We start from the raw sequence: 19,883 nt of genomic DNA, 5'->3' as shown, positions 1-19,883 counted from the left end.
GGTAATATGCTGAGCTCAGTTTAACCTTCTCCGGCCCGGGGTTAAAGCCTTGGCCATCATACTCCAGAGGTAATTATGTCCCTGCCCCCAGCGCTTTATATTGTTCCGACCCCCATAGGCAACCTGGGAGACATGAGCCCGAGGGCCGTTGAAATCCTCCAATCCGTGAGTTTGATAGCCTGTGAAGATACCCGCCATTCGGGTCGGCTCTTCAGCCATTTTGGTATCAGCACCCGCACCACGTCGGTGCACGATCACAACGAGCGTGCCCGTGCCCAGTGGATTATTGAGAAGTTGAGCCAGGGGGATGCCGTGGCGCTGGTGAGTGATGCCGGCACGCCGCTGATATCCGACCCCGGCTATCATCTGGTGTCCCAGGTGCGTGAAGCCGGATTTGCCGTTATCCCTCTGCCAGGCCCCTGCGCTGCCATTACTGCGCTCAGTGCTTCTGGCCTGCCCTCCGACCGCTTCTCGTTTGAGGGCTTCCTGCCGGCCAAGGACAAGGGCCGCAACGATAAGCTGACCGCGCTGAGGGAAGATCCGCGCACCCTGATTTTTTACGAGTCACCCCACCGTATTCTGCAAACACTAGAATCCATGGTGGCGGTGTTGGGTGCCGACCGACCCATGGTGATGGCGCGTGAGCTGACCAAGACCTTCGAAACCTTTTTGAGCGGAACCGCGGCCGAGGTATTGGCCAGGGTCAAGAGTGATGACAATCAGCAAAAAGGTGAGATGGTGCTGATGTGTCACGGCTTTGTGGCCGAAGAAACTGAAGAGGCCATTCCGGCCAAGGCGATGGAAACACTGGCGCTGCTGGCCACTGAATTGCCACTGAAAAAGGCCGCCGCCATGGCCGCACAAATTCACGATTTGAAGAAAAATGCCCTCTACAAAGCGGGTCTGGATGCCGGATTGTAACATCTGAACCAAGGGGGAGGTCGAAAGCCCTTGGTGAGCCGGGATGCTTGGGCTATAATCCGCGCCGAGTCGACTGGGCAGTCGCTGCGCTCGCAAGAGCGGGGAGGAAAGTCCGGGCTCCATAGAGCAGGGTGCCAGATAACGTCTGGGCGGCGTAAGCCGACGACAAGTGCAACAGAGAACAGACCGCCTGCCTTCGGGCCGGTAAGGGTGAAACGGTGCGGTAAGAGCGCACCGCGCGACTGGCAACAGTTCGTGGCAAGGTAAACTCCACCCGGAGCAAGATCAAATAGGGTTCCTTATGGCGTGGCTCGCGTTGGAACCGGGTAGATTGCTTGAGCCTGCGAGCGATTGCAGGCCTAGAGGAATGGCTGCCACTCCTTTCGGGGAGAACAGAACCCGGCTTACAGGTCGGCTCACTCTTTCAGCAAAAAGGCCGCTTTCGAGCGGCCTTTTTGCTTTTTAAATCAAAGTATTATTTTGCTGGCGCTGCCTTCCTGTCTCAGTGGCAGCATCCCTAAAAGTGATTCTTTACCAGGAATCGCCACTCCCAACTGTCCACATGCTCGCCACTGCCAAAAGGCACCGTCAGGTCAATGTGGGCGATATTGCCGTAGCTTGAACGGGATGAATAGATTCGGGCCCCAATACCAATAGAGGCTATGGGATCCCGGGTTTCATTCAGCTCGGCCTCGGGGCCGCCAAACGCTTGTCCTACATCGATAAAGGCTGCCCAACCCAGTTCTGCCAGCTGATAGAGGTTGATATTGGGGTAGTTGCGGATTTCGGCGCTTAGCAGCCAGTGATGATCCCCATGCTGGTAGTCATTCGGATAACCCCTGAGCCCGGTTTCGTCGCCCAGAGCAATGGTGACATCCCCGTAGGTGTTGTCGGAGGTGCCGAGCACGGCCTTGCCATAAGCAGTCCATTTGGGATTAATCTGATAAAAGTACTCGGCAATGCCCTGCAGCTGATAATTGTCTTTTTGCGTGGTGTTTAAGGTGGCTCTACCTTTGAGCCATAACAGCAGCAGGCTGTCTTCGCTGGCAAAACCACGGGACGAGGCCATGCTCAAATGCACACCCGGTACATCCCCATCTGTGTCCTGAACCTCCAGCCCCGCAGTGAAATAATGCTGCCAGCCCAGGTTAAAGTCTTCGTTGTAGTTGATGAGATGGATGTTTCTTAAAACCCGATAATCATCCTGAATGTACTGCCAACCTATCCAGGGATAGAGAAAGTCCCTGTCCTTTGGCAGTTCGGCGCTGGGCGAAAACACACTCGGTTCAAAGCTGTGTTTATCTTGGGTGGCGCCAATTATCCACCGGGTCAGGTGGTCACTGTTTTTGTCTGAAAGCCAGCCGTAACGCAGGTTAACGTAATCCACATTATGGGCGAATGTATTCACTTCTACCCCGTTTTGTCGCAGGGTATCGGTACGCTTATCGTGCAGCACTTCTGCCGAATACATCAGCTTGCCGTCCAACGTGTAAAAGGGACGGTCGAAATACAGGTAAGCGGCTTCCCCATCGCTGTTGTCATAAAAGTCGGCGGCCAGTCTGCCATGGGGCACTATGGTGAGCGGTATATCAAAAGCAACCTTGTAGCCGGTTCTGTCGCGCTCGGATTGATATTTAAGGCGGGTTTTTATCCCAGTCCCCAGGAGGTTGTCTTCTTTGATGCCAAATGAATATTTGGTGTCGCCGCCGTTATGACTGGCGCTGACTGTAGGCAGCAATGACCAGTTGTCCCAGGTTTCGACCACCACGTCTCTGTGGCCATTCGCTTCGTCGGCGTCCGGATCTTTTTCGGCAAACTTGATGGTGGCATCCCGCAGGTACGGCTCGGCACGCAACAGGCGCTGCGCTTCATCCAGGTCTTTTTGCGTGACGGCATCGGTTTCTTTAAAGCTGAGCAGGCTTTTTACCGTGGACTCCCGGGTGTTGATGTGCAGGAAGTTGGCCCAGCGGTGAATAAAAAAGGTGTCAGGATCTGACTCATCAAAAATGGGATGGCTGATAACCAGGATTTTGCCCACATCGGCGCTGTCTGCACCATCGGCAGCCGCTTCCGGGGCCGTCTCGGCCAGTGCACTGAAGGCAAGGGGCAGGGCCAACAACACGCCTTTCAGTCGAAGCTCTGTCGCCATTTCCATCCCCCCTGCAGCTGTGGTCTCTACATTTTATTAACACCACAAGAGAGGGGATAGTCAAGGCAAGGTACGAAAAAACTTAAATTTTTACTTAAGCTTAAGTGCAACTATGGATGGATAAAGGGGCCAACGACATTTGCCATCAACCCCTATTTTTCAGAGGGTTCTGCGAGGTGGCACTGCCACGTTGGCAAAGATGAGGCCGGCAATCAGCGACATAAAAATCAGGAAAATCTGTGACCCCAGATGCGCCTGGTTAAGCATGGTTTCACCCGAAATAAGCACGTTCAATCCGATGTAGGTTTTACTGCCGGGTACCAGGATAACTATGCCCTGCAGCAGCGCAATGGAGGCCGGCGCTTTCATCCAACGGGCAAAGAGATTGGAGTATATGCCTACAGCAAAGGCACCGATAAAAATACCTATGCTGTCGCCAAGGTAGATACCGCCGGCCATGGCCGAAAAGAAGGCCACAATCCCGGCCAGTACGCCCCAGGGGGCATCCTTCATACGGGCTTTAAAGATGATCACCAGCGCCATGGACAGAATGGGTACCGCTGACCATATGGCCAGCCGGGGCACCGGCTGAGACTCCATATAAATGGCCTCGCCAAACAGGGCCTTGCCCACAACCAGCCCGAGAATGGCACCAAAATACAACTTAAACAGCAGCATGACCGCATCCATGATGCGCATGGTGCCTGACATGAGGTCACGGGCGGCGAGCTCAGCCAATCCCAACGTCAGGGCAAGGCCGGGAATAAAGATAATGATCCCCGATAGAATCACCACGGGAATATTGATGCCCGGATCGTATTGGCTGATAAAGGTGGCGCCCAGGGCGCAGACGATGGCGGCCAGTGGCTCCAGCATCTCCGCCATACGTTTGGAGCGCTCGGCCCGGTACACCAGCGCATAGACTATCAGCCCAAGCAAACCAGACCAGAGCACATCGTTCCAACCCGAGCCCATCAGCATGGCAAAGGCGGCCGCCGACGAGCCGAACGCCAGCAGGGTGAGCAGTGGGCCATAGGGGTTGGGTTTATTGATGATTTCTTCCAGACGGTCCATGGCGTCCTGCAGGGTGCGCTTACCGCTTATAAGTTCATCCACCAGTTCGTCGGTGCGGGCGAGGGAGCCCAAATCCAGCTCACCGGGTTTTACCCGGGCGACGTGGTTATATTCCTGATCGGCATCGTGTTGCAGGACAAAGGTCATGGAGGTGGGGGAAATCAGGAAATACCCCTCGATACCCAACATTCTGGATACATTTTGCAAGTGGGTTTCTAGTCGGTAGGCCGGCGTGCCAAACTTGTGCAGAGCCTTTCCCAACTTAATGATAAACCTGCGCTTTTCAATAAATTCTGCGTTGTCCACGCCTAGTATGTCCACCCTGTAGGTTAGTCGGCCTGCCCGCGATTGCACGGGCGCGCGGATCATACCCCAAGTTGCAACCGGGGGGTTAACCGGATTTAATGACATTTCAAAGAATAATGCCAATCCAACAACCTTTCGGAGACAAATATGCCACTACCGGTTACAGCCTTATATTTAAGCTTATCCGCACTCTTGATGCTGGTGTTTGCCTGGGGCGTGGTGCGGCTGCGGCGCAGTGAAAAAATCGGTTTGGGTGCCGGGCACAGTAAGGGCCTTGAAGTGGCAATTCGGGTACACGGCAATTTTCTGGAATACGCACCCATGGTGCTCCTCCTACTGGCCTGTGCCGAACTCAATGGACTCTCGCCCCTGTATCTGCATGTGCTCGGCGCAAGCTGGTTGATTGCGAGGATACTCCATGGCATTGGCCTGACTCAGGGCCGAGGCGGTTACCATGCGGGGCGCTTCTACGGCACGCTTCTAACCTGGATTCTGGTGCTGGTACTGGCACTGATAAACCTGGCGCAATGGGGCTTTGGTCTGGGGTGGTAATGTCGCCATAACATCCGACGAAAAAACTCGGTCTTTGGTTGTTTTTTAGTCACACTTAAGGGCGGAGTCCTGTTATACTCCGCGCCCTTGAAACGGCGTCATCCGGGGATGATGCCAGAGTGATTGAGTCGTCAGGTTAGTGTGATGCGCGTTGAAGCCACCCTTTTCAGTTATCCCAGATTCTGGGCCGAGTGCTACGGCACTGCCCCCTTCCTGCCCATGTCCCGGGCCGAGATGGACCAGCTTGGCTGGGACAGCTGTGACATCATCATAGTCACGGGCGATGCCTATGTGGACCACCCCAGCTTTGGCATGGCGGTGATTGGCCGTATGTTGGAAGCGCAGGGATTCCGTGTGGGCATTATTTCCCAGCCCGATTGGTCCAGCAAAGACGACTTCATGAAGCTGGGTAAGCCCAACCTCTTTTACGGGGTGACGGCAGGCAACATGGACTCGATGATCAACCGCTATACTGCCGATCGCAAACTGCGCCACGACGACGCCTATACTCCTGGCAACGTGGGTGGCAAGCGTCCTGACCGAGCCGTTACCGTATATACCCAACGCTGCAAAGAAGCCTTTAAAGACGTCCCCGTGGTGATTGGTGGTATCGAGGCCAGTCTTCGCCGAATCGCTCACTACGACTATTGGTCTGATAAGGTGCGTCGCAGTGTGATCTTCGACGCCAAGGCCGACATCCTGGTTTACGGCAATGCCGAGCGCCCACTGGCCGAGATTGCCCACCGTCTGGCTGGCGGTGAAGCGGCATCCCAGCTGACCGATATTCGTGGTACCGCCATTATCAGCAAGACGCCCATGCCCGGCTGGCGCGGCATGGACTCCCGCAAAATCGATCAGCTGCATAAAATCGACCCCATCCCCAACCCTTATGGTGCCGACGATGTGGGCTGTCAGAATTTATCCGGCCCCACCGATGCCAAGGTATTTAACGACGAAACTGCGCCGGATGGTGTGCGAGTAGCCAAGCCCATCAGTATCCAGCCGCCCAAGCCGCGTCCATGGGAGCAGACCTATGTGCTCCTGCCCGCCTTCGAGCGGGTGAGCGAAGACAGATACCTGTACGCCCACGCCTCGCGTATTCTGCATCAGGAGCAAAACCCCGGTTGTGCCCGTGCCCTGTTTCAGCCCCACGGCGATCGCGGTATCTGGGTGAATCCTCCGGCCTGGCCCCTGTCCACCGAAGAGATGGATGCGGTGTTCGACCTGCCTTACCAGCGGGTGCCGCACCCCGTGTACGGCAAGGAAAAAATCCCTGCCTACGACATGATTAAGACCTCCATCAATATCATGCGGGGTTGCTTTGGCGGCTGTTCATTCTGCTCCATTACCGAGCACGAAGGCCGTATTATCCAGAGCCGATCGCAGGAATCTATCGTCAAGGAAATCAAGGATATTCAGGCCAAGGTGCCCGGCTTTACCGGTGTGATTTCCGATCTCGGCGGCCCGACGGCCAACATGTACCGTTTGGGCTGTAAGAGTGAGAAGGCCGAGAAGACCTGCCGCCGCCTGTCCTGTGTATTCCCCAGTATCTGTGGCCATTTGGATACTGACCATCAGCACACCATCGACCTGTACCGCGCCGCCCGTGACGTGCCCGGTATCAAGAAGGTGCTGATTGCCTCCGGCGTGCGCTATGACCTTGCCATCGAGGATCCCCGTTATGTGAAGGAGCTGGCCAAGCACCACGTGGGTGGCTACCTGAAGATTGCCCCTGAGCATACCGAAGAAGGGCCGCTGTCGAAGATGATGAAACCCGGCATGGGCACCTACGACAAGTTCAAGGAGCTGTTCGACCAGTACTCGAAAGAGGCGGGCAAGGAGCAGTACCTGATCCCTTACTTTATCTCGGCCCACCCGGGCACCACGGATGAAGACATGGTGAATCTGGCGCTCTGGCTTAAGGAGCGTAAGTTCAAGCTGGATCAGGTGCAGAACTTCTATCCTTCACCCATGGCCAATGCCACCACCATCTATCACACCGAGCTGAACTCGCTGAAAAACGTCAAGCACAGCAGTGAAGAAGTGCCGGTACCGAAAAAGGGCCGCCAGCGCCGCCTGCACAAGGCGCTGCTGCGTTACCACGACAGCGCCGGTTGGCCGCTCATTCGTGAGGCCCTGATAGCCATGGGCAAGGAGCACCTGATTGGCACTGGTACCCAGCATCTGGTGCCGCCGGAAGGCCGCGCCGAGCAGTGGGCCGGTAAGGGCAACAGTACCAAGGGCGGTAAGCCAAAGGCCGAAAAGGGTCAGCAGGCCTTTACCCGCTTCAGCGCCAATCAGTTTGACGACCGTAAAGGCCCGGCTGAAAAAGCCTCAGGTGCCAAAGCCAATGGTGCCACTAAAGCCAAGCCTCAGGGTAAAGGTGGTGCAGGCACAGCTCCTGCTAAAAGTGGCGCAAATAAAAGTGGCCCGGCTAAAAGTGGTCCGAATAAAGGCAAAGGCGGCAATCAGCGCCCCGGTGCCAAACCGATATTTGGCAAGCCTAAGCCTGCCGGACAAGGCCAAAACCGCAAGCCGAACAAATAAGCTTGGTTCATAAAAACGAAGCTTGAGTCTTAAAAAAACGCCGCATTCAGCGGCGTTTTTGTTTTCAGCGAGCCAGCAATCAACTCAATATTTGCCGTTAAAGCTGCGCAAGCGGCTTGATGATAAGAGCGCTGAGGTACAGGCCTAAACCAAACACGGCGTGGGTGAGCAGGCTGTGTGCCCGGGCATGCCAGGGCTTGGGCGCCCTTGAGGCAGCAATGCCCATACCCAGCGCCGGTTGTAGTAACAAAAACGGCGCTGCCACTGTAACAAGCCCGAGGGTGATTGCCGGGGCTAAGGTAGGCTCGGTAAACCAGATGGCACCGGCAAACGGCAGCAGCAGTCCGGCAAAGGCGATGCCTGTGGCGTAATGGGCAAGCCAGCCAACCAAGGCTTCGCCTTGCTGTGATTCAGAGCTGGCTATCGGGTTATGGATAAAACGCCCTTTGGGTATCCACAGCAGCCAGCGGCCAACCATGGCATAGTTCAGCGAAGGTACCCCAAACAGCCTGAGTCTGACTATGGCCCAGATATCCATCACCAGGGTCGCCCCCACGCCAACTATCAGTATTTGCAGCAAAAGTAGCATTCTTGTCTTCCGTCCTTGTGGTTAAGCCGTCAGCAGGGTACAACTTCAAGTCAACTTGAGGTCAAGGAGGATGTGGTGGACATTTCACAGGTAGCGAAACAGTCGGGCGTAGCGGCTTCAAGGCTCAGATATTATGAGGAAAAGGGGCTTATCCAATCCATCGGCCGCGACGGTCTTAAGCGAGTGTTTCCGCCCGGCATTTTGGAGCGGCTGGCCCTGATTGCACTGGGACAGTCGGCGGGGTTTTCGCTGGATGAGATTGCCGGCATGCTTGGCACTGATGGCGTTCCTGAAATAGACAAAGCCAAGCTGGTGGAAAAGGCCGATGAATTGGATGCCCGCATCCAAAGGCTAAGCACCATGCGCGATGGCCTTAGGCATGCAGCCCAGTGCAGCGCCCCCAGTTACCTGGAATGTCCCAAGTTTCAGCGCCTGATGCAGCATGCTGCGAAAGCTGACAAAAAGCAGCGTCAGTCGGGGCTTGCCTCCGGGCAGAAAAAGCCAGCGCGCTAGCTGCGTCAGGAGACCGCTTTCGCAATCACAGCGGCCTGATTCCAGTCGCCTAGAGCCAGTAGCGTGGATAGTGACGTTTGGGGTTGGATGACAGGTTATTGATAACCAGCGCCACCAACAGTAGGGCCACCGAGCCGAGCAGCACCGGGGTAACGGCATACAGGTAGCCGAGGCGCTGAACGCTGTCACCGCCAATCACGGCAATCAGCGCCGCCGCGCCCGCGGGCGGGTGCATGGTGCGGGTCAGGTGCATCGCAGCAATCGCAAGCGATACCGCAAGCGCTGAGGCGAGCACGGGATTATCGCCCACAAGCTGCCACACACTCACGCCAATTAAGGCCGAAAGCAGGTTACCCAATATCAGATTGCGGGGCTGGGAAAAGTCCGCCATGGGCGCGCCATACACCAGCACTGCCGAGGCGCCAAAGGAGCCAATCACAAACATGTGCCCTGGCTCCACCGGTCCCATCCATTGCCCCAGATTGGCTACCAGATAGATGCCCACAAAGGCGCCGAGCCAGGACCAGAGGATTTTTTTCATCGGCGGGCGTGGTGGACAGGCCGCCTTGGGCTTCATCCGGCGTAAATAAAACTTCATAGATTGCTGCATCTCCCGAGGCGGATGGTTGGGTTGGGTTGGATTGGATCAGGGCGTCTGGTCGGCCCGGTTTGGCAGTATCTGCTGTTGCCAATATTGATAAAGGCCGTCGATATCCCCCGAACACAACAGTGCCATGGCGCCTTGCAACTCATCGTCGCGCCAGTGCCACCATGTCATTTCCAGTAATCGCTGTATTTGACGTTCATCAAATCGAAAACGTATATGCCTGGCGGGGTTGGCACCGACAATCTCATAGGGTGCAACGTCCTTGGTAACCAGCGCCCGGCTGGCTATCACAGCGCCATCACCTATGGTTACACCGGGCATGATCATGGCTTCAGAGCCAATCCACACATCATTGCCCACCACTGTATTGCCCGCGCGGCGAAAGCCATCTATGGCGCCGGCGAAGTGCGGGTTGTCCTGATAGAAAAACGGGAAGGTGGTAATCCAGTCGGTCCTGTGTCCCTGATTGCCCGCCATCATAAACACGGCGCCCGAACCAATAGAGCAGAAGTTGCCTATGATGAGCTGGTCAACATCGTCGCGTTCAGGGCTCAGGTAGTGGGCGCAGTCATCAAAACTGTGTCCGTGGTAGTAGCCGGAGTAATAGCTGTGGCGGCCAACCTTAATGTTGGGATTGGTAATCTGGTCTTTTATCGGTTTGCCCGCAAAGGGATTGTCAAAGTAGTTGGTCATCTCAAGGTTCCCAATGATGCAAAGTCTTCTGAATCAAGGCATGGGAGGAAAGGTGCGCGCCACGGCTGTGAGGAAGGAAAAGCAGCGCGCGATTTCCAGAGTATTGTTGGCGATGCCAATCGAGCGAGCCCGGCGTCAGTGCCGCTTTGGCAGACACGCTGGGCATTAGTTGTATAAGATTAAAGGTCTTCGCCCTGATAGCCGGTGAGAAAAAATTCCACCTTGCCACAGCTTTGGCAGGCATACATGTCGAGGGCTTCTTTGTTGACGAAAAGCTCTCCCAGTTCACCCAGCACGCCCCAACGGCTGCCTTCATGAAAGTCTTTGCTTCCGACAAAACGCAGGGGAGTATGGCAACGCAAACACGCGAGCGCAGCTTTTGGAGCAGGCACTTCGCCGTCTCGGGGAGTATTGCACTGCCAGCAAATTTCAAAGGCGTCGTCTTCCACCTTGGTGTGGCAATGTTTGCAAATCCAGGACATCAGGTTTCTCCTAAACCAATCTGAATTGATTACGTGTCTGACTGACACAGTGCGGGGTCCAGCTTATCGCTGTCCAACGCTGGCATGATAGCGGCTTGCTGATGCCCCCACCAGATCAAGAGGACGCAGGCAACCGTTATGGTCAGGTAGAGTACAGGTTTCACATAGGCTTTGGCGCCACGGACTACCAATGTGGGTTTATATACTTTCTCGCCTTCGGGGGGAAAGCGGCCTTGCACCAATCCCCTGATGGCCATCGGCACCAGAGTGAACAGCATTGGGATAAGCACCAGTACCGGAATGCCCACCAGGATGAGCTGCCAGAAATAGTCGGCACCATTCAGGCCGGCAAACTGATAGCAGTGGGGGCGATTGGCGAAGTCCTCGATAAATGGATTGAACCATAACCGCTGGCCCATAATCAGCAGCAATCCAAGCAGCGAATACAGGCACACCCGCGTCCATTTTTCCCTTTTGGTGTATTCCTGTGCGTATTCCATGTCAGTCCCTTGTGGTCAAATCACGACTTGTCATCCTCCAATAGCCGCGCCAGCTTTTCAAGTTTGGGGGCAATATAAACCTGGCAAAATGGCCTGTCTGGGGCGGTTTGATAGTAGTTTTGGTACTGAGCCGGAGAGGCTTTAAAGCCTTGAAGCGGCAAAATTTGGGTGATAAGGGGCTGGAAGAATTCGATGCCAAGCACGGTTAATATCTCAGTCAGCCGTTGCTGCTGATTGTGGTTGTGAAAGTACAGCGCCGAGCGATATTTGCCGCGCAGGCTGTGGGCCTTGGTGGCGGAGTGGGTGTGAAGATGCACCCGTACCAGCTGCTCTTCGCTTATCTTTTCGGGATCAAAACTCACCCGTGCCGCCTCTGACCAGCTGTCACAGGGCGGCGCAGATTGTGCAAAGCCCTGCTCGACCTTGATTACCCCGCTCAGGCTTTGAAACACCGCTTCGATACACCAATGGCAACCTCCGCCGAGGGTAATTTCGGCCAGTTTTGTTACGTCATTGGTTGCGGAGCCTGGCAACTTGGTGGTGTGGGAACTGTGCATCATAGGCCTCTCCATTCGTTAATCCATAAGACCCGTCATAGCGGATTTCACTTTCCTGTAGGCGACTTTTCTGCAGGCCAGCGTTGAGTGACAAAGGGGGGGGACAGGCGCTTGAGGGGAGAAAGGCAACGCAATACCACAAGGGCCGGCCCGCTTGTGGCGTTGCATCGCATCTGCTTAACCGGCAGTTTGGCCACTTGCCGGAAATTCAGGTGTATCGCTTAGGGCTGAGATATCAGTGTTTTTCTTCATTGTGGGGCAGTACTGCGATGCGTTCGCGCTCACCGTCACCCGGCTTTTGACTGACGGGCTCAGGTGGGGCCAGCCTGTAGTCGAGTTGTACCTCGACGCCATTGTTGGCCTTGGGCTCATATTGCCATTGGTTCAGCGCATCGATTGATACCTTATCAAACATGCCTTGGGGCTCAGATTTGAAAATCACGACATTGGATACTTTGCCTTCGGCATTGATATCAAACCTTGCCTGGACATAGCCTTCGATACCCTGTTTAGCGGCATCTATGGGGTACTTGGGCTCAATCCGAACCACAGGCTTGCTGAGATCTTTGCTGTCGCCAGCCATGGCCGGAGCCTGGGCCCAGATACCGAGGGCGGCCACCAGTGCCAGTGGTGTCAGCAGCGAAGCCGCGCTGAAACCCTTGCTGTGTTTGAGCTGTATGAGTCGTTGTTGCATGGTGTGTTTATCTCCATAGTGGTGTGAAAGCGGCTGCCAACTCCGGGCAACCGTAGCGGCATTGCCAATGAGCGCGCGGCCATAGGCAATACGGTCGGCCTGGCTGAGCTCGATGGTGACATCGGCGTCGCAGGCCATTTCCTGATCCTGTCTGAAGCGGCGATACGCCAGCAGGCACAGGGGGTTAAACCAGCACAGGCACAACAGCGCCAGCGCCAGTAAGTTGCAATGCAGATCGCCCCGGCGCCAATGGCTGAGCTCGTGGGCAAGAATAAGCTGTTGATCTTTAATGCTGAAACGTGTTTCAAAGCCGTCGGGCAGCACAACAGTGGGACGAAACAGGCCGAATACAAAAGGGCCTTCGGTTTCGGTGGATGTCAGCAAACGCGTGCCTGTGCTCTTGGTGTCTGCGGCAGGCTTGGCGCCTTGCATAAGCCGGGCAAGACGAATCAGGCTTAAGCCGAGCACAGACACAGCAAGCACCAGACCGGTGACATATGCCGCGTTCAGCCAATCGGCTTTGCCTGCGCCGTGGGAAATCTCGCCCAGGGTGACTCTATAGGTTTCCATCGCACTGCCACCGGCAGGGCTTGCCAAAGGTACGATAAGCGCCAGCAGCAACACCGGCACACATAGCCACAGACCGTATTGGAAGCGGGCACCGAAGCGCTCAAGCACCCAGGGGCGCAGCAGCAGAAGCAGTGCCAGCAGCAGCGTCAGTGGCGGCGTGAGCCTGAGAATCAGCTCAATCATGCTTTTGCTCCTTCTCCCAGGCGTCGATAAGCTGCTTAAGCTCGGCTACATCCTCTTCGGTCAGCTTATTGCTGCCCGCAAAGCCCGCTACCAGAGGCGCCAACTTGCCGCCGAATACCCGCTCGATAAAGCTCAGGCTCTCTTTGCGTTGATAGGAATGTTCGGCGAGCTTTGGGAAGTAAAGATAGGCGCGACCATCCTTTTCAAACCCCAATGCCCCCTTGTTCACTAAGCGGTTTATCAGGGTTTTGACGGTTTTCTCATGCCACTCTCCCTCGCGGTTAAGTGCCTCGACTATTTCGTTGGCGCTGAGGGGCGCTTGCTGCCACAGCACCTTAAGCACTTCCAGTTCGGTGGGGCTGATGTCTTTCAATTCGGGTTGGGTCATGGCGCTGCCTGCTTAATCAATTACACGTGTAATACTATTAATATTACAGGTGTAATCGTTATGGCAAGTATAATTTTTATGGGGCTGTGTTTTGCCGGCTCGTGGAAGCGGAACGGCATAAAAAGCGGCTTAGCCCACAGGTGGCTGGTGAATTTATTATTTATTTTCAGTAGGCTGTATTTTTTACGCATTCAGGGAATGAAGATGCTGAAGCCACTCGTTTATTGGTATGTACGAATCTTTGGACAAAAAACGGATCATGATCCCGCCCTCGGCTACGGCCGAATAGCTGAGTTTGAGGGATGGCTTCGCAATCGGGATTGGCCACAGTTTGAAGCCACATTCGATGCCATCAGCCGGGGCGAACAGGAAGTGCTGATTGGCTATTTTGCCGTTCAGGCCGACGCCGAACGCTGGTTTGGGCCCTGGCTTCGTGCCTCATCCAGCCCGATCCCGGCCCTGTTTGAGGGGCGACGCTTACTCATTCGGGCCTGGAAAGCACGCTCCGGCCTGACCATAGACTATCTGCCCCAAAGCGCGGTACGAAAATGGCAGCGCTGGGGTAATCAGGCCGTGAATGTGCTGCAGCAAGCCAGGGATATCTCGCCCCGGGATCTGCGGGTGCGGCAAGAGCTGTTGTGGGCCCAGGCTGCCACCGGGGATGCCTGGGTATTGGCGCAGGAAACCCTTGCCCTGTTGTTTGAAAGTGAAACGGCAGATCTGCCGCTGGGCATGACCCTGATGCAAATTCTCAATGAAAAATGGTTTGGCGAGGATGAGCTCGACGAACAGGTGGCAAGGGCGCTGGCATCCAGAAATCCAGCATACAACTCGCTGCTGGTGTCGGTTTGGGTGGAGCGCTGGTTGAGTGCCATGCAGGAAGAAGTCCCCTTCGCCGACCACTATTTTATGCAGGAGCATATTCTCGACGAGCTGCGCGCCTTGGCCGTTACTGATACCTGTCTCACCGGCGCAGACAAGTATCTCGCCAACATCGCGGCAAATTTCTATGCCTTTGCCTTTTTCAAGGGGCGCGAAAAAATGCTGGCCAGCAAATACCTGCTGCAGGTGAGAGACAAATACCTGCCTGAACCCTGGCAATACGAAAGCTCGCCGCGAACGGCGATCAACAGTGCCAGGCGTTTTGCGAAGTTGGGTAACTTAACGGGCTGACCCGGAGCCAATCTTTGCGGTAAGCACATGGTCTTCCCATTGGCCGTTGATTTGAAGATAGGCGCGGGCCAGGCCTTCCTTTTCGAACCCAAGCCGCTTTAGCAGCGCGGCGGATCTGTGGTTGGATGGCATGTAATTGGCCATTACCCTGTGTAGTTTCAGCGCATCGAAGGCATAGGCGAGGGCGGCCTCACACAATTGGGTGGCATACCCCTTACCTTGCAGCGACTGGTCGATGCCGTAGCCCAGATAACAGGCCTGAAATGGGCCGCGCACCTGATTACTGAGGGTTGCCATGCCCCAAATTTGTGCTGAATCGGCCAGTACCAGATAGCTGCAATTGCTGGTCTCAACCAGCGATGCGTTGATGCGCGTCTGCCACTGGGCGGCGCTGTGGTAGTCTGCCTCCCGCAGCGGCTCCCAGGGCGAAAAGTGGTCCCGATTGCGGCCAAAGTAGTCTGCAACCGAGTTGGCATCCTCTTCGCGTATCAGCCGTACAGTCCAATTTTTTGCATCGAATTCAGCGGCTTTACTGTGGTGCTGGCTGAGGCACTGACTGAGGGTGTCTGGCGGATTTGGCATGACGGCGTTCCGGTGGCGGGTAAATTTCAAGCATCCTTTAATCCCTGCGATGTTACACTCGGGTAACGCCATAGCCAAACACCTAAGGACGCTGAATGGGCAAGATGATGGTTGCAGCACTGACCAGATACCCGCTGTTTTTGATGTTGGGTCTGGCTGCGACCGCTGGTATCAGCCTGTTGGATGGCGAGCCCTGGCTTAGTGCAAATCGATTGTTGCTGCTTGTTGGCGTGACGCTGGGGACGGCGGGTACCCTGCTTTTGTTAGCCGCCGCAGGCCTCTTCCGGCGGGTTGGCACCACGGTAGATCCAACCAAGTCACCGGATGCGCTGGTTACCCATGGTATCTATAGTCTCACTCGTAACCCCATGTATCTGGGTATGTTATTGCTGTTGGCGGCCGAGGTATGTTTACTTGGGCGGCCACTGACGCTGCTGTCACCGCTGTGCTTTTTTGTGCTGATGAACACCCAGCGTATTCCCGCCGAAGAAGCCATGGTGGCGGCACGCTTCGGTGATGCCTTTACCGAATATAAGGCCAGGGTCAGGCGCTGGTTGTAGTGTCAGAGGGTCAGGTTTAATGCCTGGCAGGCAGAATTTGTGCTCATCCGCCGATGAATATTCCATGGCCTCGGTCACAGAGGCCTTGCCGGAAGGAGGTTTCTCACCGACATGACAGAGCCGATCAAGTACGTCAAAGCCCCGGGCCGCATCCTGATAGTCGGCTTTGGCAGCATAGGTCAGGGCCTGCTGCCGCTTATCCTGCGCCACATCGATATCTCACCCAAAAACATCTGCATCATTACCGCCGACGACAGAGGCCGCGAAGAGGCCGACAAGCTCGGTATTCGCTTTATCGAGATGCCCCTCACCCGCAAGAATTATCAGAGTGAACTCGCACCGCTGGTGGGCAAGGATGACTTTTTGGTGAATCTGTCGGTGGATGTGTCCTCTATCGCCCTGATTGAGTTTTGTCAGGCCCGTGGCGCCCGCTATCTGGACACCTGTATCGAGCCATGGGCAGGCGGTTACACCGACCCCAGCAAGTCTTTTGCCGCCCGCTCCAACTACGCCCTGCGGGAGCGGGTGCTGGCACTGAAAGACAAGTACCGCGGCGGCCCCACTGCCGTGGTGGCCCAGGGGGCCAATCCGGGCATGGTATCCCATCTGGTGAAACAGGCGCTGATGAACCTGCAGCAGGATATTTTCGGCACCCATATCGAGCCCACAAGCCGCGATGAATGGGCCAAACTCGCCCATGACCTCAACATCGAGGTTATTCACATCGCCGAGCGCGATACCCAGGTGGCCAATCAGGCCAAGGCCATGGATGAGTTCGTAAATACCTGGTCCTGCGATGGCTTTGTCAGCGAAGGTGCTCAGCCCGCCGAACTGGGTTGGGGCACCCACGAGAAACACTTCCCCCGTGATGGTGGCCGCCACGAGGAAGGCTGCGGCGCGGCCATTTACTTAAAGCGCCCCGGCGCGACCGTGAAGGTGCGCACCTGGACCCCCAACTACGGCCATTTCCACGGCTTTTTGATCACCCACAACGAAGCCATCTCCATCGCCGATTTCTTTACCCTCAAGCAGGATGGCAGGCTGGTATATCGTCCCACCTGCCATTACGCCTATCACCCCTGCGACGATGCGGTGATGTCGCTGCACGAGTTCAACGGCAAAAACTTCCAGCTGCAGTCGCGTCAGCGGCTGATGCGGGACGAGATTGTCAGCGGCATCGACGAGCTGGGTGTGCTGTTGGCGGGCCATAAGAAGAATGCCTACTGGTATGGCTCGCAGCTGTCTATCGAGGAGGCGCGGGCCCTGGTGTCCTTCAATGGGGCCACCAGTTTGCAGGTCACTTCGGCGGCGCTGGCGGGTATCGTCTGGGCGCTGGAAAACCCCAATGCCGGGGTGGTGGAGTCGGACGAGATGGATTATCGCCGCAACCTCGAGATCATGGGGCCCTATCTTGGCCCTGTGGTGGGGGAATACACCGACTGGACACCGCTTTATCAGCGTGGCGAACTCTTCCCGGAAGATGTGGATGACGACTACGCCTGGCAATTCAAAAATGTGCGGGTGTAGTGCGTAAAAAAAACAAAAAGCACCACGGGAAATCCCCGTGGTGAGAGGATATGACCAAACCGCAGCACCGGTGGAAGTGGAGGTCGGCGCTGATGCCCGGGGCTTCATGGCGAAGGCCCCGGGTGTGGCGGTCATCAAGGCGTGTGTCACGCCGCTTTTTGTGGAGCGAAATCAGAAAAAGTAGTTAATACCCACTGCGAACTGGTTGTCTTCCAGCGCCTCCAGCGACTTGTCGTCCATGTCGGAGAAGTCGAGCTTGGCTTCGAAAAACATCACAGTATCCAGGCTGTACCTGTAGTGCAGCCCTACCATGGCGAAGCGGCGGGTCCAGTTGCCGGTGATGGGTGTGTTGTCGTCGGTATCCAAATCGAGATAGGTCAGCACTGCCATAGGTACAAAGCCGTTATCCGCCTGCCAGGCCAGCATCAGCTCGGCGCCGGTGGCGTCGTACAAATCGCCATTCACCTGTTCATTGTTTTCACTCTTGTGGGCATTGAAACCCAGGTACAAGCCGTCGGCCTTGCGCTCGTCGGCATAGTGGTAGTAACTGCCGTACATGGCACCTATGCCGATGATTTGATTGGCTTCATCGATTTGGCTGTTACCGATGTGGCCTGTGATGTCACCCCGGTTCATGCCCGCCAGCAAGCTGAACTTATCGGTTACGGCCCAGGTCACGGAGGCGCCGTAGCTGTTGTCAAAACTGAGCTCAGCATCGTCAATCTGGTTGCCGTCGCTGTCGGTCACGCTGATATCGCCGTTGTTTTTGGCGGCGTATTGCAACGCGATGGAGACGGGGCCAAAGCTGTTACGGTACAAAAAGGCGCTATCGGCGCGGCCAGTGCCGGTCAGGCCGCCATCACCGAAGCCGTAGGCACCTACGCTGTAACCGGCAAACACGTTGGGCAGGTCGGTGGTGCCGGCCACATCATAGTAAGCGCCCCACTGCTTGCCGAACGTCAGGCTGCCATATTGGTCGTGGGACAGGCCCACATAACCCAGGCGGTTATTGAGGAAGTCGCCACTCTTTTCGGCATTCAGCTTGCCGCCCTGCATCACCAGATCTTCGTTGCCCGAGACGATGTTCACGCCCCATTCGGTCACCGCATAGGCGCGCCAGCCATTGCGTTCTTCCCGCTCGAAGGTAAAACGCAGCTGCGACAGGTTGTCATTCACCGCAGTCTCGTCGCCATCGTAGAGGGCGTTAAATCCGAGCCAGCCGGTGAGGCCGAGGCTGTTCTTGTTGTCGTTGTACAGCTCCATGGCGTTGGCGGCAGTGGCGCCAACGAGCAGTGGCAGCAGCAGTGCCAGTTGTGATTTTTTCATGATTCCACCTTCGAATATCTTGCTGTGGCCCCGCCACGAGACGAGGCCTTATGTGTGTTGTGTTCAGGCCTGTTGCAGGCGCAGTTCGTTTTTCTTGGAGATAACGCCGTACAGGGTCCAGCCAAAGAAGGTGGCAATGGAGCCCAGCATCACGGCGGTTTCACCTGAGCTGTACAGGGCATAGAAGCTGTAAAGCGCGCCCATCACCGCCATGCAGTTGGCCACACGGGCCTTGCTGACCGGGATCTTCATCTGCTTTTGCATTACGCCGAGGGCCGCCATCGACAGGATGTAAGGGATGATGTTGGTCACCACCGCCAGGTTCACCAGGGCTTCAAACTGCTTGTTCAGTGAGGGGCTGATGGTCATCAGGCTGAGCACCGACTGGATAGAGACGATGGCCAGCATGCCAAGCACGGGCGCGTCGGTTTTGGTGACTTTGGAGAAGATTTTGGGGAAGAAGCCTTCGTCGGCAGAGGCCTTGAACACCTGAGCTATGGTGAACTGCCAGCCCAGCAGCGAGCCGGTGCAGCTGATGATGGCACAGGCCATTACGATGGCGCCGATAGTGGGGTTAAACATTTGGGCAAAGGCCAGACCGAAAGGCGCGTTGGACAGGGCCAGCTCACCGTTTGGCACAATACCGGCAATCACGTTGGTGGAGATGATGTAAATCAGCGCCGCGCCCAGGGTGCCGCCCATGACGGCGATGGGCACGTTCTTCTCTGGATTTTCAACCGCTTCTGAGTTGGCACAGGCTGATTCCAGGCCCAGGAAGGCCCACAGGGTCATGGCGATGGAGCCGCCCAGTGCTTCAAAGAATGGCAGGTCATGGGGGTTCCAGGCCGACTTGTAGAGGTCAAAGTCAAACCAGAACCAACCTATGATGGACACGCCAATCACCGGCAGAATGATGCCCCACACAGTGATGCTGGACACCTGACCCGTGATACGGGCGCCACCGAAGTTGGCGACTGTGGCGAGCCAGAGCACACCAATGGTGGCCAGACAGGTGGCGATGGGGGTCAGTTCCACGCCAAAGAGTACGGCGCCGTAGCCCACTGCCGAGATGGCAATGGCCACGTTGGCAATAAGCAGCGATACCGCATAGGTGTAGTTGGCCATAAAGTTGCCGCTGCGTCCGAAGGCGTATTCGGCGTAGCCGCCCATGCCGCCGGATTTTTTACTGAACATACCGCACTTGGCGAAGGCATAGGCCAGCGCCGTGGAGCCCGCGGCCGTGACCAGCCAGGACAATACCGAAATGGTACCTACCTGGGCCAGCTGGGTCGGCAGCATGATGATGCCTGAGCCCATCATGTTAACTATGGTGAGAATGGTGAGTTGAACCACACCTATCTTGTTGTTTGATTTACTCATAATAGTGTCT

The 19,883-nt window shown here is 56.0% G+C and carries 21 protein-coding genes and 1 other RNA gene; 9 read left to right on the top strand and 13 right to left on the bottom strand.

Features of this window, described 5'->3' with window-relative positions:
* The first annotated feature begins 75 nt into the window (after positions 1–75).
* Both rsmI and rnpB read left to right on the top strand, forming a co-directional pair.
* Positions 76–921, top strand: coding sequence for a 16S rRNA (cytidine(1402)-2'-O)-methyltransferase (gene rsmI, locus K0H63_RS18360; RefSeq protein WP_220065925.1), 846 nt, complete (start codon positions 76–78; stop codon positions 919–921).
* Between the two features lie 65 nt (positions 922–986).
* Positions 987–1,344, top strand: an RNA gene (gene rnpB / locus K0H63_RS18355) — RNase P RNA component class A.
* 94 nt (positions 1,345–1,438) lie between these two features.
* Here the strand turns inward: rnpB and K0H63_RS18350 are convergent.
* Both K0H63_RS18350 and K0H63_RS18345 read right to left on the bottom strand, forming a co-directional pair.
* Positions 1,439–3,070 carry a BamA/TamA family outer membrane protein gene (locus K0H63_RS18350; RefSeq protein WP_434086734.1) on the bottom strand — a complete coding sequence of 544 codons (1,632 nt, stop codon included), beginning with the start codon at positions 3,068–3,070 and terminating at the stop codon, positions 1,439–1,441.
* Between the two features lie 159 nt (positions 3,071–3,229).
* Positions 3,230–4,450, bottom strand: a complete 1,221-nt coding sequence (locus K0H63_RS18345) for a threonine/serine exporter family protein (RefSeq protein WP_041410642.1) — start codon at positions 4,448–4,450, stop codon at positions 3,230–3,232.
* A 147-nt stretch (positions 4,451–4,597) separates the two neighbouring features.
* On the opposite strand from K0H63_RS18345, the gene K0H63_RS18340 reads away from it, so the two are divergent.
* Together K0H63_RS18340 and K0H63_RS18335 are read left to right on the top strand one after the other, a co-directional pair.
* On the top strand, positions 4,598–5,002 hold the full coding sequence (locus K0H63_RS18340) for an MAPEG family protein (protein WP_220065923.1): 405 nt from the start codon (positions 4,598–4,600) through the stop codon (positions 5,000–5,002).
* Between the two features lie 144 nt (positions 5,003–5,146).
* The gene (locus K0H63_RS18335) at positions 5,147–7,549 is read left to right on the top strand and encodes a YgiQ family radical SAM protein (RefSeq protein WP_220067947.1); all 2,403 of its coding nucleotides are present in this window, start codon (positions 5,147–5,149) and stop codon (positions 7,547–7,549) included.
* A 97-nt stretch (positions 7,550–7,646) separates the two neighbouring features.
* Here the strand turns inward: K0H63_RS18335 and K0H63_RS18330 are convergent, their stop codons facing one another.
* Entirely contained in the window at positions 7,647–8,138 is a 492-nt protein-coding gene (locus K0H63_RS18330; RefSeq protein ID WP_220065922.1) for a DUF2938 domain-containing protein, read from the bottom strand.
* Between the two features lie 75 nt (positions 8,139–8,213).
* On the opposite strand from K0H63_RS18330, the gene K0H63_RS18325 reads away from it, so the two are divergent.
* Complete coding sequence (locus K0H63_RS18325) at positions 8,214–8,651, top strand: helix-turn-helix domain-containing protein (RefSeq protein WP_220065921.1); 438 nt, start codon at positions 8,214–8,216, stop codon at positions 8,649–8,651.
* A gap of 49 nt (positions 8,652–8,700) precedes the next feature.
* On the opposite strand, the gene K0H63_RS18320 is transcribed toward K0H63_RS18325, so the two are convergent.
* The 7 genes from K0H63_RS18320 to K0H63_RS18290 form a co-directional block, all read right to left on the bottom strand.
* Entirely contained in the window at positions 8,701–9,249 is a 549-nt protein-coding gene (locus tag K0H63_RS18320) for an HPP family protein (RefSeq protein ID WP_220065920.1), read from the bottom strand.
* 48 nt (positions 9,250–9,297) lie between these two features.
* Entirely contained in the window at positions 9,298–9,951 is a 654-nt protein-coding gene (catB, locus tag K0H63_RS18315; protein ID WP_220065919.1) for a type B chloramphenicol O-acetyltransferase, read from the bottom strand.
* 179 nt (positions 9,952–10,130) lie between these two features.
* Entirely contained in the window at positions 10,131–10,433 is a 303-nt protein-coding gene (locus K0H63_RS18310; protein ID WP_220065918.1) for a hypothetical protein, read from the bottom strand.
* Positions 10,434–10,462: 29 nt separating this feature from the next.
* Positions 10,463–10,933: a hypothetical protein gene (locus K0H63_RS18305; protein ID WP_220065917.1), complete on the bottom strand. Its 471-nt coding sequence runs from the start codon at positions 10,931–10,933 to the stop codon at positions 10,463–10,465.
* 20 nt (positions 10,934–10,953) lie between these two features.
* Positions 10,954–11,493 carry a peptide-methionine (S)-S-oxide reductase gene (locus K0H63_RS18300; RefSeq protein WP_220065916.1) on the bottom strand — a complete coding sequence of 180 codons (540 nt, stop codon included), beginning with the start codon at positions 11,491–11,493 and terminating at the stop codon, positions 10,954–10,956.
* A 232-nt stretch (positions 11,494–11,725) separates the two neighbouring features.
* Positions 11,726–12,937: a M56 family metallopeptidase gene (locus tag K0H63_RS18295; protein ID WP_220065915.1), complete on the bottom strand. Its 1,212-nt coding sequence runs from the start codon at positions 12,935–12,937 to the stop codon at positions 11,726–11,728.
* Positions 12,930–13,325, bottom strand: a complete 396-nt coding sequence (locus tag K0H63_RS18290; protein WP_220065914.1) for a BlaI/MecI/CopY family transcriptional regulator — start codon at positions 13,323–13,325, stop codon at positions 12,930–12,932. The genes K0H63_RS18295 and K0H63_RS18290 overlap by 8 nt, the downstream gene beginning before the upstream one ends.
* 204 nt (positions 13,326–13,529) lie before the next feature.
* On the opposite strand from K0H63_RS18290, the gene K0H63_RS18285 reads away from it, so the two are divergent.
* Positions 13,530–14,498: a hypothetical protein gene (locus tag K0H63_RS18285; protein ID WP_220065913.1), complete on the top strand. Its 969-nt coding sequence runs from the start codon at positions 13,530–13,532 to the stop codon at positions 14,496–14,498.
* Here the strand turns inward: K0H63_RS18285 and K0H63_RS18280 are convergent.
* Positions 14,487–15,080 (bottom strand): GNAT family N-acetyltransferase, encoded by a 594-nt coding sequence (locus K0H63_RS18280; RefSeq protein WP_220065912.1) that lies wholly within the window; start codon positions 15,078–15,080, stop codon positions 14,487–14,489. The two genes, K0H63_RS18285 and K0H63_RS18280, sit on opposite strands and share 12 nt — an antisense overlap.
* Positions 15,081–15,175: 95 nt before the next feature.
* Here K0H63_RS18280 and K0H63_RS18275 point away from each other — a divergent pair, with 95 nt between their 5' ends.
* The 3 genes from K0H63_RS18275 to K0H63_RS18265 all read left to right on the top strand — a co-directional run bounded on the left by K0H63_RS18275 (position 15,176) and on the right by K0H63_RS18265 (position 17,351).
* Entirely contained in the window at positions 15,176–15,640 is a 465-nt protein-coding gene (locus K0H63_RS18275; RefSeq protein WP_220065911.1) for a methyltransferase family protein, read from the top strand.
* Positions 15,641–15,751: 111 nt separating this feature from the next.
* Positions 15,752–17,167, top strand: coding sequence for a homospermidine synthase (locus tag K0H63_RS18270; RefSeq protein ID WP_220065910.1), 1,416 nt, complete (start codon positions 15,752–15,754; stop codon positions 17,165–17,167).
* A 37-nt stretch (positions 17,168–17,204) separates the two neighbouring features.
* Complete coding sequence (locus K0H63_RS18265) at positions 17,205–17,351, top strand: hypothetical protein (protein WP_220065909.1); 147 nt, start codon at positions 17,205–17,207, stop codon at positions 17,349–17,351.
* On the opposite strand, the gene K0H63_RS18260 is transcribed toward K0H63_RS18265, so the two are convergent.
* Both K0H63_RS18260 and potE read right to left on the bottom strand, forming a co-directional pair.
* The gene (locus K0H63_RS18260) at positions 17,339–18,493 is read right to left on the bottom strand and encodes a porin (RefSeq protein WP_220065908.1); all 1,155 of its coding nucleotides are present in this window, start codon (positions 18,491–18,493) and stop codon (positions 17,339–17,341) included. The genes K0H63_RS18265 and K0H63_RS18260 overlap by 13 nt on opposite strands.
* Positions 18,494–18,556: 63 nt before the next feature.
* Positions 18,557–19,873, bottom strand: a complete 1,317-nt coding sequence (gene potE, locus K0H63_RS18255) for a putrescine-ornithine antiporter (RefSeq protein WP_220065907.1) — start codon at positions 19,871–19,873, stop codon at positions 18,557–18,559.
* Positions 19,874–19,883: the final 10 nt, after the last annotated feature.

The sequence above is a fragment of the Shewanella zhangzhouensis genome (assembly GCF_019457615.1).
GTDB classification, from domain to species: domain Bacteria; phylum Pseudomonadota; class Gammaproteobacteria; order Enterobacterales; family Shewanellaceae; genus Shewanella; species Shewanella zhangzhouensis.
This window is presented reverse-complemented; position numbering and strand designations above follow the sequence as displayed.